15 protein-coding genes are annotated in these 15,545 nt (G+C 28.4%); 9 read left to right on the forward strand and 6 right to left on the reverse strand.

Annotated elements, in window-relative coordinates:
* Positions 1–14: 14 nt before the first annotated feature.
* From neuC to MAEO_RS02140, 7 genes are read left to right on the forward strand one after another with little or no spacing between them, the layout of a single operon-like run.
* On the forward strand, positions 15–1,187 hold the full coding sequence (neuC, locus tag MAEO_RS02110; RefSeq protein WP_011973141.1) for a UDP-N-acetylglucosamine 2-epimerase: 1,173 nt from the start codon (positions 15–17) through the stop codon (positions 1,185–1,187).
* 52 nt (positions 1,188–1,239) lie between these two features.
* Positions 1,240–1,911: a class I SAM-dependent methyltransferase gene (locus tag MAEO_RS07730; protein ID WP_011973142.1), complete on the forward strand. Its 672-nt coding sequence runs from the start codon at positions 1,240–1,242 to the stop codon at positions 1,909–1,911.
* 4 nt (positions 1,912–1,915) lie between these two features.
* Positions 1,916–2,572 carry a PIG-L deacetylase family protein gene (locus MAEO_RS02120; RefSeq protein ID WP_011973143.1) on the forward strand — a complete coding sequence of 219 codons (657 nt, stop codon included), beginning with the start codon at positions 1,916–1,918 and terminating at the stop codon, positions 2,570–2,572.
* Positions 2,573–2,574: 2 nt separating this feature from the next.
* A complete protein-coding gene (locus MAEO_RS02125; RefSeq protein WP_011973144.1) occupies positions 2,575–3,003 on the forward strand; it encodes an acyltransferase in 429 nt (142 codons plus the stop codon).
* Positions 3,000–4,124 (forward strand): DegT/DnrJ/EryC1/StrS family aminotransferase, encoded by a 1,125-nt coding sequence (locus tag MAEO_RS02130; RefSeq protein ID WP_011973145.1) that lies wholly within the window; start codon positions 3,000–3,002, stop codon positions 4,122–4,124. Before MAEO_RS02125 ends, MAEO_RS02130 begins: the two co-directional genes overlap by 4 nt.
* Before the next feature lie 3 nt (positions 4,125–4,127).
* Entirely contained in the window at positions 4,128–5,159 is a 1,032-nt protein-coding gene (locus tag MAEO_RS02135) for a UDP-N-acetylglucosamine 4,6-dehydratase family protein (protein ID WP_011973146.1), read from the forward strand.
* Positions 5,152–6,699, forward strand: coding sequence for a glycosyltransferase family protein (locus MAEO_RS02140; RefSeq protein ID WP_011973147.1), 1,548 nt, complete (start codon positions 5,152–5,154; stop codon positions 6,697–6,699). The genes MAEO_RS02135 and MAEO_RS02140 overlap by 8 nt, the downstream gene beginning before the upstream one ends.
* 3 nt (positions 6,700–6,702) lie before the next feature.
* Here MAEO_RS02140 and MAEO_RS07735 read toward each other — a convergent pair whose 3' ends face one another.
* The 3 genes from MAEO_RS07735 to MAEO_RS02155 all read right to left on the reverse strand — a co-directional run bounded on the left by MAEO_RS07735 (position 6,703) and on the right by MAEO_RS02155 (position 10,002).
* Positions 6,703–7,842: a glycosyltransferase family 4 protein gene (locus MAEO_RS07735; RefSeq protein WP_011973148.1), complete on the reverse strand. Its 1,140-nt coding sequence runs from the start codon at positions 7,840–7,842 to the stop codon at positions 6,703–6,705.
* Between the two features lie 2 nt (positions 7,843–7,844).
* Positions 7,845–8,987 carry a glycosyltransferase family 4 protein gene (locus tag MAEO_RS02150; RefSeq protein ID WP_011973149.1) on the reverse strand — a complete coding sequence of 381 codons (1,143 nt, stop codon included), beginning with the start codon at positions 8,985–8,987 and terminating at the stop codon, positions 7,845–7,847.
* Positions 8,988–9,057: 70 nt separating this feature from the next.
* Positions 9,058–10,002, reverse strand: a complete 945-nt coding sequence (locus tag MAEO_RS02155; RefSeq protein WP_011973150.1) for a hypothetical protein — start codon at positions 10,000–10,002, stop codon at positions 9,058–9,060.
* A gap of 45 nt (positions 10,003–10,047) precedes the next feature.
* Between MAEO_RS02155 and glmM the strand changes: the two genes are divergently transcribed.
* Positions 10,048–11,406, forward strand: a complete 1,359-nt coding sequence (gene glmM, locus MAEO_RS02160; RefSeq protein ID WP_011973151.1) for a phosphoglucosamine mutase — start codon at positions 10,048–10,050, stop codon at positions 11,404–11,406.
* A gap of 19 nt (positions 11,407–11,425) precedes the next feature.
* Here glmM and MAEO_RS02165 read toward each other — a convergent pair whose 3' ends face one another.
* Both MAEO_RS02165 and dph5 read right to left on the reverse strand, forming a co-directional pair.
* On the reverse strand, positions 11,426–12,427 hold the full coding sequence (locus MAEO_RS02165; protein ID WP_011973152.1) for a mechanosensitive ion channel family protein: 1,002 nt from the start codon (positions 12,425–12,427) through the stop codon (positions 11,426–11,428).
* A gap of 169 nt (positions 12,428–12,596) precedes the next feature.
* Complete coding sequence (gene dph5 / locus MAEO_RS02170) at positions 12,597–13,370, reverse strand: diphthine synthase (protein ID WP_011973153.1); 774 nt, start codon at positions 13,368–13,370, stop codon at positions 12,597–12,599.
* A gap of 262 nt (positions 13,371–13,632) precedes the next feature.
* Here dph5 and MAEO_RS02175 point away from each other — a divergent pair, with 262 nt between their 5' ends.
* Positions 13,633–13,953, forward strand: a complete 321-nt coding sequence (locus MAEO_RS02175) for a DUF4870 domain-containing protein (RefSeq protein ID WP_011973154.1) — start codon at positions 13,633–13,635, stop codon at positions 13,951–13,953.
* A 185-nt stretch (positions 13,954–14,138) separates the two neighbouring features.
* Here MAEO_RS02175 and prf1 read toward each other — a convergent pair whose 3' ends face one another.
* The gene (gene prf1 / locus MAEO_RS02180) at positions 14,139–15,398 is read right to left on the reverse strand and encodes a peptide chain release factor aRF-1 (protein ID WP_011973155.1); all 1,260 of its coding nucleotides are present in this window, start codon (positions 15,396–15,398) and stop codon (positions 14,139–14,141) included.
* Positions 15,399–15,545 lie beyond the last annotated feature (147 nt).

Raw genomic sequence — 15,545 nt, forward strand, 5'->3', positions numbered from 1 at the left:
TAGGTGGGTCCCCTATGAAAAATAGAAAAATTAAAAAAGTTGCAGTTGTTACAGGAACTCGTGCAGAGTATGGAATTTTGAAACCATTGATTGAAAAAATTAATGACGATAATGACTTAGAATTGCAATTAATGGTCACTGGTATGCATTTGTTAAAAAAATTTGGATACTCTATAAAAGAAATAGAAAACGATGGGTTTCCAATAGCTTCAAAAATAAGAATGTATGATGAAGACTCCCTTGGGGAATTGAGTTATCATGGTGTTTCATTAGGTAGGGCAGTTTCTGAATTCACAAGAGAATTTGTATATCTAAATCCAGATATTGTTTTAGTTATTGGGGATAGATTAGAAGCATTAGCTCCTGTATTATCGGCATCAACTTTAAATATTCCAATTGGGCACATTCATGCAGGGGATAGTACAGACAGTGGACATATTGATGAACAAATTAGATTCGCCATTTCAAGATTTTCCCATTTATTATTTGCACCAACTGAAAAGTGTGTAGAACGTTTAACAAAAATGGGGGAAGAACCATGGAGGGCATATAATGTTGGAGCGTTGGGTTTGGATAGTATTTTATCATACAAGCCATTAACTAAAGAGGAATTATTTAAAAAATTAAATCTTAATGGAGATAATCCAGTAGCAATCATTATATTTCATCCTGTAATTCATGAATACTCAACAATTGACCATCAAATAGAAAGCATTATGAAAGCGGTAATCGAAACAAAAATAAATACAGTAGTTATTTATCCAAATAATGACTTAGGCAGTAAGAAAATTATTGAAATTATTAAAAAATATTCTAATTTTGAAAATATTAAATTATTTGAGAATTTGGAGCACAATATATATATAAGTTTAATGTATCATGCTAATCTAATGATTGGAAATTCAAGTAGTGGGATAATTGAAGCACCATCATTAGGATTGCCTGTTATAAATGTAGGAAGTAGAAATACTGGGAGGGAACATGGGGACAATGTCTTATTTGTAAAACCAGTCAGTAAGGAGATTGTTGAAGCTATTAATAAGGCATTGTATGATATTGACTTCATTGAAAAAGTTAAAAAGAAAAACAATCCCTGGGGAGATGGGAAAACCAGCGAAAGACTGGTTAATATTTTAAAAAATACTGAAATTAATGAGCATTTTATGAGAAAGAGAATCCTATATTAATTAATTGAATTTAAAATAACTAAAAAATATAAAATATAATAGTGGTGATATTATGAAAAATTTTAAAGAAGCATGGGAAAAATTATATGATGAAAATAAATATACTATGAAATTTCCGGATGAACCCACTATAAGATTTTTTGGAAAAATATCTAAGAAAATTGAGTTAAATGGAAAAGGTTTGGATGTGGGCTCAGGAATGGGAAGAAATTGTAGACTCATGTATGAATTTGGTATTGATGCTTATGGTATTGAAATCTCAGAAATGGCGATTAAAAGAGCTAAAGAATATATGAAATTAGGGAATTTTAAGGCACAATTTATATTATATGATGGCATAAGAATACCTTTCGAAGATAGATATTTTGATTATGTAATAAGTCATGGAGTATTGGATTCTATGACATTTGAAAATGCACAAACTATAATTAATGAAATATATCGAGTATTAAAATCAGATGGTTATAGTTGTATAGTGGTGCATAGTGATAAAGATTCTTCATATGGCGAAGGAAAAAAAATAGAAGAAAATACCTTTATTATTAAAGAAGGTTTTGAAAAAGATACTCCTCAACATTATTTCACATTAGATGAAATTAAAGAACTGTTTGGAGAATTTGAAATTATAGATGTTGGATTACATGAAGATATTCAAGTTGATTTAAATACTGGAAACCCGAAAAAAAAGGCTAGCTTTTGGTATATCTATTTGAGAAAAAGGTGAAATTATGAAAATTTTAATCATAGCACCACATCCAGACGATGAGGTCTTAGGTTGTGGTGGAACAATAGCAAAACATTCTGAAAACGGAGATGATGTTTATTTAATAATTGCTACAAAGGCATACACGCCAGATTGGACAGATGAATATATAACAAATAAAGAAAAAGAAATAAAAAAATCAAATGAAATTTTAGGAATAAAAAAAACTTATTTTTTAAATTATCCAACAGTTAAATTGGATACAATTCCACAAAAAGAGTTAAACGATTCAATATCAAAAATAGTTGATAAAATAAAACCAGATATTGCATATATTCCATTTAAAGGAGATTTGAATAAAGACCATCGTTTATTGTTTGAAGCTTCGTTAGTTGCTTTAAGACCATTAAATCATAAGGTTAAAAAAATATTATCCTATGAAATTCTCTCGGAAACAGAATGGGGACAAGAAATAGAAATTTTTAAACCAAATGTATATGTCGATATAACAAAAACTTTTAACAAAAAAATTGAAGCAATGAAAGCATACAAAAGTGAATTAAGGGAATTCCCGCATCCGAGGTCTGTGGATGCAATAGAAACATTGACGAAAAAGAGAGGTTCAGAGATTGGGATTAAATATGCTGAAAGTTTTTACTTAATAAGAGAAATTCAGGGATAACAATGAGATTTAAAAATTGGAAATTTCCAAAAATCGAGCATAATAAACCAACAGAATATAACTGGGTTGTTCAATACCCTGAAAATTTAGAGCTCGGAAAATACACAGATATTGGAGCATTTACATATATAAATTCAAAGTATGGGGTTAAAATTGATGAGTATGTGCAAATAGGTTCTCATTGTTCTATATACTCTGTTTCAACAATAGATAATAAAAAAGGAAAAGTGATAATAAATAAAAATGCAAGAATCGGAAGCCATAGTGTAATTATGCCAAATGTTGAAATTGGAGAAAATTCTATTATCGGAGCATTTAGTTTTGTAAATAAAAACATTCCACCGAATACATTAGCTTATGGCGTTCCAGTGAAACTTATTAGGAAACTAACTGATGAAGAAATTAAAAAGTTATTGAAGGAGATAGAATGAAAATTCCACTATTTAAAATTTACTGGGATAATGAAGATATTAAATCTGTTGAAAAAATTATAAAATCGGGCATGTTTTGGAGCTCCGGTAATGAGATTGAAGAGCTCGAAAATAAGATATCAGAATATATTGGTTCAAAATATTGTGTTACTTTCAACTCAGGAGGTTCTGCACTACATGCTTTAATGAAATCTTATGGATTTAAAGAAGGGGACGAAATAATTGTCCCATCATTTACTTTCATAGCAACAGCAATGGCTCCATTATATGTTGGAGCAAAACCCATATTTGCTGATATTGAAGAGGAAACACTTGGATTAAATCCTGATGATGTTTTAGAGAAAATAACAAATAAAACAAAGGCAATCCTGCCAATTCATTATGGAGGAGTGCCCTGCAAAATAAAAGAGCTTAAAGAGATTGCCGATGATTATGATTTAGTTTTGATAGAGGACGCAGCAGAGGCATTTGGGGCAAAAATTGATGATAAAAATGTGGGAACTTTTGGGGATTCGGCAATATTCAGCTTTTGTCAAAATAAAATCTTTACAACAGGCGAGGGGGGATGCATAACCACCAATAACAAAGAACTATATGAAAAATTAAAGCTTATCGTATCCTATGGTAGAATATCGGAAGGGAATTATTTTGTTGGACAATCAAAAACTGATTATGTTGATATTGGATACAATTGGAGACTATCGACCATTTTAGCATCTCTTGGAATTTCTCAGTTAAATAAAGTTGATAAATTAATAGAATTAAGGAGAAAAAATGCAGAATATTTAAACACTGAGCTCAGTAAAATAAAAGATGTAAATATAATGCCTGTCCCGAATAATTACTTTGCAGTTTATCAGTTATACAGCATTATTTTGAATAATGAATATATTAGGAATGAATTAATGAACTATTTAAAAGAGAAAAATATTTCAACAAAAATTTACTTTGAACCCTGTCATGAATACACTGTATTTAAAAAATTTGTAAATAATATAAACTTACCAACAACACAGCAAATATCTTCAAAAATATTGACACTCCCCATATATCCAAACATGACTAAAAATGAATTAAATTATATCATTGATACAATAAAAGAATTTTTTGAAGGGCGATGACTTATGAATAAATCTCAATTGGAAAATTTAAAATCCTTTTATGACAATAAGGTTATTCTAGTAACGGGAGGAACTGGCTCAATAGGAAAAGAAATTGTAAAAACTTTATTAAATTTTAATCCAAAGGCGATTAGAGTTTTAGATATAAATGAAACAGCACTTTTCGATTTAGAACAAGAACTAAACACTCCTAAAATAAGGGCATTTTTAGGTGATATAAGAGATAAGGATAGATTAAAAAGAGCTGTTGAAGGGGTAGATATAATATTCCATGCAGCAGCATTAAAACATGTTCCCCTATGTGAATATAATCCATTCGAAGCAGTAAAAACAAATGTAATAGGTACTCAAAATTTAATAGATGTTGCGATGGATGAAGAGGTTGAAAAATTCATAACAGTAAGCACGGATAAGGCAGTCAATCCAGTAAATGTTATGGGTGCAACTAAATTATTAGCCGAAAGATTAACCACTTCTGCGAACTTATATAAAGGACATAGAAAAACTGCTTTTTCTGTTGTTAGATTTGGAAATGTTTTAAATTCGAGAGGTTCAATTTTACCATTGTTAAAAGAACAATTAAAAAATGGAAAGGATATTACCTTAACACATCCTGAGATGACGAGATTTATAATGAGTATCAACGATGCTGTAAAATTAGTTTTAAAATCATGCACATTGGCAAAAGGTGGAGAAATATTCATATTAAAAATGCCTTCTGTAAAAATTAAAGATTTAATAGAAGTGGTTGTTGAAGAGCTCGCTCCAAAATATGGATATGATCCAGAAGAGATAAATATTAAAATAATTGGTAAAAGACCGGGCGAAAAATTATATGAAGAGTTGATAGTAGAAGAAGAAATTTATAAATTGGAAGAGTTAGAGGATATGTTTGTTGTTTATCCTTATAAGTCAAATACAGATAATAAAGATAAAAAAATAATTTATGATTCAAAAAATACTAAATTTTTAAGTAAGGGGGAAATTAAGAGAGTATTGTTTGATATTAGATACCTGGGTGATAATTATGAATGATAAGGATACATTTACCAACTACATCATAAACAATTTTCCAAATATAATACCAATTTTATCCAATAACTTTCCATTTAAATTTCCAAAAGTTAAGTATGTTCCTAGTAAGGCTAAATCCAACATAACTATATACAATAGTATAATAAAAGTGTATCTTAATTTGAATGATTTTATAAATAAACTTAGGTCTAAATCCGAATATTTACATGTCACAAAAACTGATGTTATAATAATAGGATACACTGGAAAAATAGTCAATAATCCTAAGGGTATTCCAATCGGAGATTATTCAAACTACTTTATAAAAGATTTCCTTAATAGAAATGATATAAAAACAAAAGAACTATTAATATTTAATTTAAAAGATATCTCAAGAATTATAAATATATTAAATATGCAAAAATATTTAAAACATAATAATAGTGATTTGCTTTTTTTGTTAAAATATCAAACCCCTAAAAAAATTGATCTTGATAATTTAAAGAATATTTGCACAAAATGTATAGAAAATAAATTGTATGAATATATATATTCTGATTTAGAATATTCAGTTATACCTAAGGAAGACCTAAAAAAAAGGATCTCTAACTTAGAGAAATATATTAAATTCATCACATCAAATACATTTGTAAGTTATGTGTTATCCTTAGCACATTCTATAAAATATTATCTTGAGATGTCTTCTCCAAAGATTTTAATAATTAATTCAATAAGTGGTTTAGTAGATAGATTATGTGTGTATGTGGCAAAATATTTGGGTATAAAGATAATATTTTTACCACATGGTATTGGTGAAAATTTATCATCATCCAATTTTATAAATTACTTTAAAATTAATCCTATTCCAATTGATGTATATATCAACCCAACATATGATAAAAAAAATATAACTATAAAATTTAAAAATATAGAAATTTGTAATTACGGGGTAGCAATATATGGGCATACAATTGATAATTATTTTAATGAAATATCATTACCTAAAGACAATAGAAAGCTTACGGTGTTGTATGCTACACAGCCATGGGTTAGAGATGGCATAATTGAGAAAAGAAAATATATTGAGTTTTTGTATAAATTTTTCAATATTCTAAAGCAAATTGATTGTGATATAATCATAAAATTCCATCCACGAGATAACGACAATATTTATAAAAATATACTAAAAAAATTAAATATTAAAAATGTAGAATATAGTTATAAAGCACCACCATTTTTTATTGAAGATATAAAAAAATCTGATGTTTTGTTGACCCATATTTCAGGCATTTGTTATGAGTCAATTTTGGCAGGGACTCCAGTAATTAGTATAATACCTCATGAATTAGAAAAATATTACTATCCTTATGAATCAATTGAGGTTCCAAAATTTACTGAAAATAATCTTAATAAACTAAAAAATTTTTTAAAACAAAAATATGTTGATAAATCATTAAATAATTTACTTGAAATTGAACAAAAAAAAGTTAAACCAAAAATATTAGGTGATGATTCATTAAATTTATTCTTATTTAAAATAAAATCATTATTGGAAAAATGAATGTTATGCAACATTTTTTATAACTCTTATAATCTTATCTACAACAATATCCCAACAATATTCTTTTTTTACTAAATAATAGCCATTTAACCCTATTTCATCCACTTTTTTTTGTGATAATTGTAATATATACTTTAGTTTTTCTGCCAATTCATGACAATTTCCAGGATCTACTAGCCATCCGTTATGATCCTCTTTAATAATATAAGATAACTCTCCAACAGATGTAGCCAACACCGGCAATTTACAAGCCCAAGCCTCTAAAACTGTTAATGGAAATCCTTCATAAAGAGAAGGCAATATAAAGAGATGTGAAGATTCATATTCCCTACTTAAATCGTCTCCAAACATTCTACCTTTAAACACAAATAAATCTTCTAATCCCAAATACCTTATTTTATTTATTAGATTATTTTTTTCATCACCCTCTCCAACAATAACAAATCTCACCTTTCTTGGTAATTCATTCTTAATTAAACTTACTGCATCGACAAGATACATTAAACCTTTTTGAGGATGTAACCTACCAACAAAAAGAATTTTAAAAAATTTATCCTCTTTTTTTGCATTTATGTTTTCAAATTTTTTTAAATCCACACCATTTGGAATATAAATTGGCCTATTTATGTTTTTATATTGTAGGAATTTTCTATCTACTGTTATTTCCACATCATATTTAATAATTCGTTGTAGAAAAACTTCCATTATATATAAAAATTTGCTTTTTAAACCTTTGCCATACATTTTTTTTATAGTTTCTATACCACTTCCATGAACATGATAAACAATGGGAACTCCTAATAAAATACTTAATATTTTTCCAAGAAATCCGGGAAGATTCGCATGAGCATAAATCAAATCATACTTTTCCTTTTTATGGTAATTCAAAATTTCTTTCATCAATTCAAAAATCCATATTATTCTATCCTTAAAACACCAATTCCTTTTTTTGCCAACATGAATGATCCTAAAATTTTCATTTATTTGCTCTATTTTCTCCCCTTCATATCCAACAAGGTTCATAACAAATAAATCAATTTTGACATCATAATCTTTGCTTAACCTTTTTCCTATTTCATAAGCAACAGCTTGCCCGCCGCCCCAAATAGGTTTCCATGCTTCTATAATCATTGCTATTCTCATGTCTAGTCCCCTAAAATATCCAAATATATATTTTCCACATCATGGGTTAATTTTTTCCAATCATATTTTTTAGAAAGTTCCAAACATTCTTTTTGTTTCTTAAAATATAAATCTTTATCTTCTAAAAGCATTTTGATTTTTAATGATAATTCATCAACATTTTCAGGTTCAAATAACAACCCTCCTTTTCCATTTTCAGTAATTTCAACAGTGGGGGGAATGGCAGAATTTACATAAGGTGTTTCAGATGCAACACTTTCTATAGTCACCATTCCAAATCCTTCAACAATACTTGGTAGCGAAAAAATAGTTGAAGATTTAACATGTTTTAGAACATCCTCGTGTTTCTCAACAAATCCTAAAAATTCAATATTATTTTCCAAATGTAGGCTTTTAATCATTTTCCCTAAATTTTCTTTTTCTGGACCAGTACCAATAATTTTTAATTTTACATCTGGAAAATCAGTTTTAATAATATTTATTGACTTAATCAAATCATCAACTTTTTTATATTTAACCAATCTTCCCACATAACATAAAGTATTTTTTTCCTTAGGGACTTTTATTTTTTGATATTCTTCCAAATTAACACCATTATAAACTACGCCTATATTTTTTTCTTTAACCCCTGCTTTTATCAATTTTTCCTTTGTATATTTGCTTACCGCAATAAATTTATCCCATTTTTTTGAGAGAATGTATCTTTCCAGTATCTCGCCAAATATTCCAAAGAATCCTAGGTTTTTTATCCACTCTCCACCAAGCCAAACATCATGATATGTGGCCACTCTCGGAATATTCAACTTTTTTGAGATATTATATGCTACGGGATAAGTAATAAAATTGTATCCCTCTACGATATCAACATCCAACTTTTTTCCAGTTTTTACTGCTTCATTCATAAAACTTAACCTTTCGATGAAACTTCCACCTTGGCTGTATTTCCTCTGTTTTCCGCACCGAATTACACTGATTCCACAAAATTCATCCTTTTGAGATAATCCTTCCTCCCAAGATGTTATAACATATACATTATGATTCTTAGCCAGATTTTTTGCTATATAAAATGCCCTCGCTTCAACACCTCCCTTAACATTGCATTCTTCTGATGAAGGAAAATATTCTGTAATTATTAATATATTCATCAATTTCACCATACCTGATATTTATTAATAACTCATAATATTTGATACATTATATGCCCTTAACAGTATATTATTTACCCTCAATGAATTTTTCAAACATTTCATAATCCCAAGTCCCAAAATATGTATGTTTTCCAGTCAAATTTAAATGATTTAATGTTAAGTTGTCCTTAAAATATAAAAGTTTCGGAGCTCCGGCAAAAACACCAATATTGCCATTATCCACCAATATAAAAAATGGTTTTAAATAATCTATTTTTGGATGGGAATATGCAGTATTTACAATCGTTGGATAATGTTGCCCATCAATAGAGCCAAAAACCCAGCCCTTTATTTTGTCAAATAGTGATTGTTTTATATAAATATATTGACAGGGGAGCTCCCTGCCATTTCGTTCAATAGTGGTGTATCTTATTTTTCTATTATTTAACTCTTTATTAAATAATTTTATGGATTTTGCCAATTTTATTTTATATTTATTTACTAATTCTTCATCGGGCAATTTTTGATATATTACACATTTTTCAATTTCATTGTATTTTTTCAATTTATATAGTGCATTTAATTTTGAAATATATTCTTTTAATTCAATATTATATTTTTTTAAATAATAGCATTTACCAAATATCAATTTTGGAGCATATTTTACATATTCAGCAGGTATATTTTTGGCAATTTCTTTTAATAACAATATTCCCAATTTCTTTTTTTTATCTTTATTTAAATTTATCAATTTATCATTTGGATTAAAATTATTATTTTTTAAAAATAAAATTGACTGGGATTCATTTTTAAACAGTGGAACTTCATTAAAATACAATAAAGACCTAAATAACGGATAGTTTTTTCCATATAATAGCAAATCATTTTTTTCAACAATGCCAATACTTTCAAAATAATCTTTATATTGGAATATATTATTATTTTTATAATAATCACTAAGTATTTTAGAAAAATAAATAACATTATTATCATATTTATTTGAGGATAACTTATATAATATATCGGATAGCATAATACAAACTACTAATTAATATCATTTATAATTTTTGGTGGTAATATGAAATTATTTGGAACATCGGGCATAAGAATGAAAAATCTAACCCCTGAAATCGCATATAAGGTGGGATTTGCAGTATCTCAAATAGCAAAAAATGTTGTAGTTGGGAGAGATACACGAACCACAGGAGATTTAATTAGAAATTCATTATTTGCGGGATTGTTGAATGGAGGGGCCGAAATAGTTGATATAGGTATTGTCCCAACACCTACACTTGGATATAGTGCAAGAAATTACGATATGGGGATTATGATTACGGCATCACATAATCCCTCGGAATACAATGGCATAAAATTATTTAATAAAGATGGGACTTCATTTAGGCCAGAACAAGAGCAGAATATTGAAGATATTATATATAATAAAAAAAACCAAAAGCGAGTTAGTTGGAATTCTATTAAAAAAGTTTGGACTGATGAAAGTGCTTTAAAAAAATATTCAGATTTTATATTGGATAGCGTAGAAATTAATAAAAATTTTTCCGTTGTTGTGGATTGTGCAAATTCAGCTGGTTGTGTAGCTTCACCATATTTATTTACTGATGTGGGAGCTCATGTAATATCTGTAAATGGGCATATCGATGGAAGATTTATTGGAAGAAGTCCCGAACCAAATGAAAAAAATCTTCAAGATACTATGCATATGATTAAAGGATTAAATGAAAATAACAAAGGCAACAAATATATTGGAATTGCCCATGACGGTGATGCCGATAGAATGATAGCAATTGATGAAAAGGGAAGATTAACCGATTTTGATAAATTGTTGGCAGTGTTTTCAAGATACATGGCTGAAAAAACAGGAACAAAAACAATAATTACCACAGTTGATGCCTCAATGGCTATTGAAGAATATCTAAAAGATTTAAATGTAAATGTAATAAGAACTAAGGTTGGAGATGTTGCAGTTTCTGACGAATTGAATAAGCATGATGATGCTATTTTTGGAGGGGAGCCTTCTGGAACTTGGATTCATAAAGATATTCACCTAACTCCCGATGGAATTTTATCTGGTTTAAGATTGTTAGAAATGATGGAATTTTATGATAAAAAATTATATGAATTAATCGATGATGTTCCTTGCTATTCAAATTTAAGAGAAAAACTACCTTGTCCAGATGATAAAAAAATAATCGTTATGGATTTTGTTATTAAAAATGGTGAAAATATATTTGATGCAGAAGTGGAAACAATTGATGGGGCTCGGTTTAGTTTAGATGATGGCTGGGTGCTTATACGACCATCTGGAACAGAACCATTTGTTAGAGTGAGGGTTGAAGCTAAAAATGATATCATTGCAAAAGAACTTTTAGAAAAAGGTATTAAATTAGTTAAAGATGGATTAAATGAAAAAAAATAAATAATATAATTATAATATACTAAATATTATTATTTTTTTTAGAAATATTTTCTAACTTCTTGTACAAATTATTTTTTTCGTCATATATAATCTCCATATGTGGATAAGCTATATTGACATCTGGTTCGGGCCCTATTTTTTCAAGAATTCTCTGCGTAATTTGGGTTTTTATTAGTGCCCATTCCAACGAATTTACTAGATATCTAACTTTTATTTTTATTCCATTCTCAAATAAACTTATACGAATCATGGGTTTTGGATTTGTCTTATTTTTCGCAAATTGTCGGGGTCGCGATTCCCAAATTTTTGCCAATCTTCGCATATCCTCCCCTACAATCCCATCTGCGGCCTCAAAAACTAACTTCTCGGCCTTTTTCCAATTACTTTCGTAAGTAATGGCTATTTCTACACTGTCCCAAATGTAGTGGGAACCTTTTGTATAATTTATTATGGCATTTGTTAATACAAATGCATTTGGAATAACTAAATTTCGTCCTGATGGCTCCATATCCACTTCACTTAAATAAATATGCATGGTGTCTATTTTATAAACATCACCCATACCAACGCCTTTAATATTTATTCTATCATTTATTTTAAATGGTCGAGTTACGACAATATTGACCCAACCTGCAAAATTCATAATTGGTCTTTGTAGTGCAAAAGTAATCCCTGCCCCAATAAGCCCAAGAGACATTATTAATGAACCCAATCCTTGATATAAAATAGATACGGCAACCAATATTGTGGTAAACCATGTAATATACTTGAATACCGACCCCACAACAGGATAATCTCTTAGTTCCCCTTTTTTTTCAAAAAATCTTCGCAGGAGCTCCAAGGATATATCAAGAAATATCATCGTTCCAATAAATAATATTATTAATACCAATATATTACTATAATATTTTTCTAAATTTAACAGATAAGAATATATATTTAGATAGGTTCCCAAAAAATATGCTATAATAATTAATGCAAATATTTTCATTAAAAATTTTAATTTTAATTTGTTGTCCATATTTTTCCCCACGCCTTTTATATTTTATTTATGTATGGTCAAGAACAATTTTTACCACCACAATATTTAACAGAAATAACAAAAAAATACTCTGATTCACGGGTAAGGATTAACATACAGAGCATATATATTTAATATATTTATACCTAAATTAACGAAAAGTGTTCGTCTATTCAGATATATTTTCGCATAAATATTTTAAAGCATCCTCCTCCATAAAGTGCAAATTTCCAGTGAATATTATGCAATGTAATGGAGCTCCGAAATCATATTCCAATAAATCCCCTATTTTTCCATATACCATTTTAGGTTTTAAACTTCCCGCTCTTGCAACAACTACAACCTTTGTATCTTTATTTAATATATTTTCATTTCTTTTTTCTTCAATTTTCAATAATACTTCAAGTCCTTCGTTTGCAGTCATAAATCGTGTGTTATGTGCCTGAATATCCAAAAGACATAGCGTATGATATCCCATTTTTGAGTTTTCTTTTATAACATCGTAGGGGGTTTCAGGGAAATAATTTGGCTCTGGAAATACTATGGAAGTGGTTTTTCCAAATTTATATAATTGTAATCCGGTTATACCAATTGCCGAATATATAGATGGTGCATTTAATATAATTACTTCAATTCCTTTCTTTTTAGCTTCAATTGCAATATCAATATGAGTTGTTGCCACCATTGGGTCTCCTGCTGTAAGAAACATTATATCTTTATCTTTACTTTCATTAATTAACTTTTCTGTTTCTAACTCAACTTTTTCCCTATCCAATATTGTTATTTCTTTTCCAAGTGTTTCCTCTATTTTTTCTATCGTGGTGCCCGTTAAAATAGCAGTATAAAATTCTGCATATATTTTATCTGCCTTTTTAGCAAATTCAACTGTTTTTAGTGTTGTGTCTTTTTCATCATATAATCCTAATCCTGCCAATATAATCATAATATCACCTAAATTTTTATTAATTCAATTGTTATAGTAAATTGACGAACATTTTTCATAATGTTATGTGTAAAGAGAAAACATAATTTCTCCAAATATCAATTCAATATAATTCACGGAGCTCCTGAACGCACTATATATGTTTGAATACATTATATATACATATACATATGATATATGGTGTATATTCCAGTTTGTTTATAATTATTATGCGGCATATACGCTATTATATATATTTATTTGTTAAAATGGTGATACTAATATGGCAAAAGCTACATTTGGCATAAATGAAAATATTGTTAGTTTATTATGTTATTTAATTTGGCCAATTTCTGGGTTAGTTATATTTTTAGTTGAAAAAGAAAATAAATTTGTTAGATTCCATGCCGTGCAGTCTATTATAGTTTGGATAGCAGGTGCAATAATTACTACAATAATATCTGGAGTTGGTGATATATTGATGTTAATTTTGTGGATATTCTTGATGTATAAATCTTACAAAGGCGAATATTATAAATTACCCTACATTGGGGATTTATCTGAAAAACTGATAAAAAAATTAATTTATAAAAATATTATTTAATATATTATCTTTATTTTTATCTTTTTGTTATATTATTTTTAATATTATGAGATACACTAAAAATTAAATAAAAACCGTAGCTTCATAATATATAGTTAATCTTCAATAACTGTTCCTTATCCGGCTTATTATTAAACAAAATCTTTTTAGGATTTTATACAAAATCTTTTTAGGATTTTGTATATTTAATCTACCCTATATCTTACAATGGCACAAACGCCCTTAAAAGCCTTTAAAATTTGATGTCCTTCCTCTGTATCAGTAGATATTATTTTTAAGGTTGAATTTGATTCATCACATAATCTAGCATAGAATTCAATGATATCTTCTTCGCTGTCAATATATAGTGCCCCCTCACAGCGGGGACAGGTTTTTGTTTTTAATATTTCTTCTAATTTCAATATGTCCTCATTTTTTACGGTTTTTTCTTCAACATATTCACAATTATTACATTTTATAGTAATTCGCGAAGTATTGATGCCTTCTGTGATAATAAGAGTATCAACTGCCCCCATTTCAAGATATTTCATTACCTCTTTTTCACCATATACGGCAAGTCCTCCGTCCTCTTTTACAAGCTCCTTAAAGAACCTCTGAACTACCTCTTTTTCCTTCATTAAATCTAAATCCCTCAATAAAGTTGAAGCTTTATCAAGGAGCTCCCTGACACCACTTTCTTCCGTATAACATAAATCAAAAGTTTCAATTATTTTTTGCTTTAACTGGTGGTGTAAATATCCTTTTTCTGCAAATTCATTTTTTGTATTTCCAGGACCGCCCAACAATAATCCGCTTAATTTTTTCTCCTCCAATAATGGAAGGAATATCTCATTGGAATATTCTCCAATTCTAACCATAAAATGGTGTGCAGCATCATCAATTAATCGCTCCAACCTTCGAGCTGACTGCCCTCCTGCTTTAAACTTACCTGGAACTCCACTTGTTAATCTTTTAACAATGGATATGCTGTTTCCTTTTACTATTCCGATTGTGGCTTCATTTCTATCTACAAGAATTACTCCATAAATATCTTTATCTGCCATAAAGTCTTCCAATGGTTCGGTATAAAATTGAGAATCGCATCTATAAATATATGTTTTCACAGGTTCAGGCGGTTCTAAAACATAGGTCTCCATTTTTTCTGTTCCTGGACCACCTCTTGGAATCATTCCTGCAAATATAATTACTCCTTTTTCAAGTGGTTCTTTTAATAATTTTAATCTTTGCAATATTACTTCAATTGCCGACTGGACATTTTTTTTAGTGGTTTTACTTTTGATGTTAGCTGATTGGGATATTTCTTCCCTTAAATGCTGACTTACATCTGAAATTCTCTTTCCTTTCGGAATATACAAACTAATTAATTCTGTCCCTTTTCCTTTTTTATCTTTTAATTCTTTTAGAGCTTTTTTGAATAAATATGTCTCTGTTGAGGAATTACTCATTTAATCACCTGTAATATATTATTATTCTTAAAATTGAAAATATATGATATATTTGGAGCTCCAAATATTAATAAAAATATAAAAATATATTATTATAAAAATATGTGTTAAAAAATGATTTATATTTTTTATTATTTTATTTAATTA

It is taken from the genome of Methanococcus aeolicus Nankai-3 (assembly GCF_000017185.1).
In the GTDB taxonomy this organism is placed as follows: domain Archaea; phylum AGJL01; class Methanococci; order Methanococcales; family Methanococcaceae; genus Methanofervidicoccus; species Methanofervidicoccus aeolicus.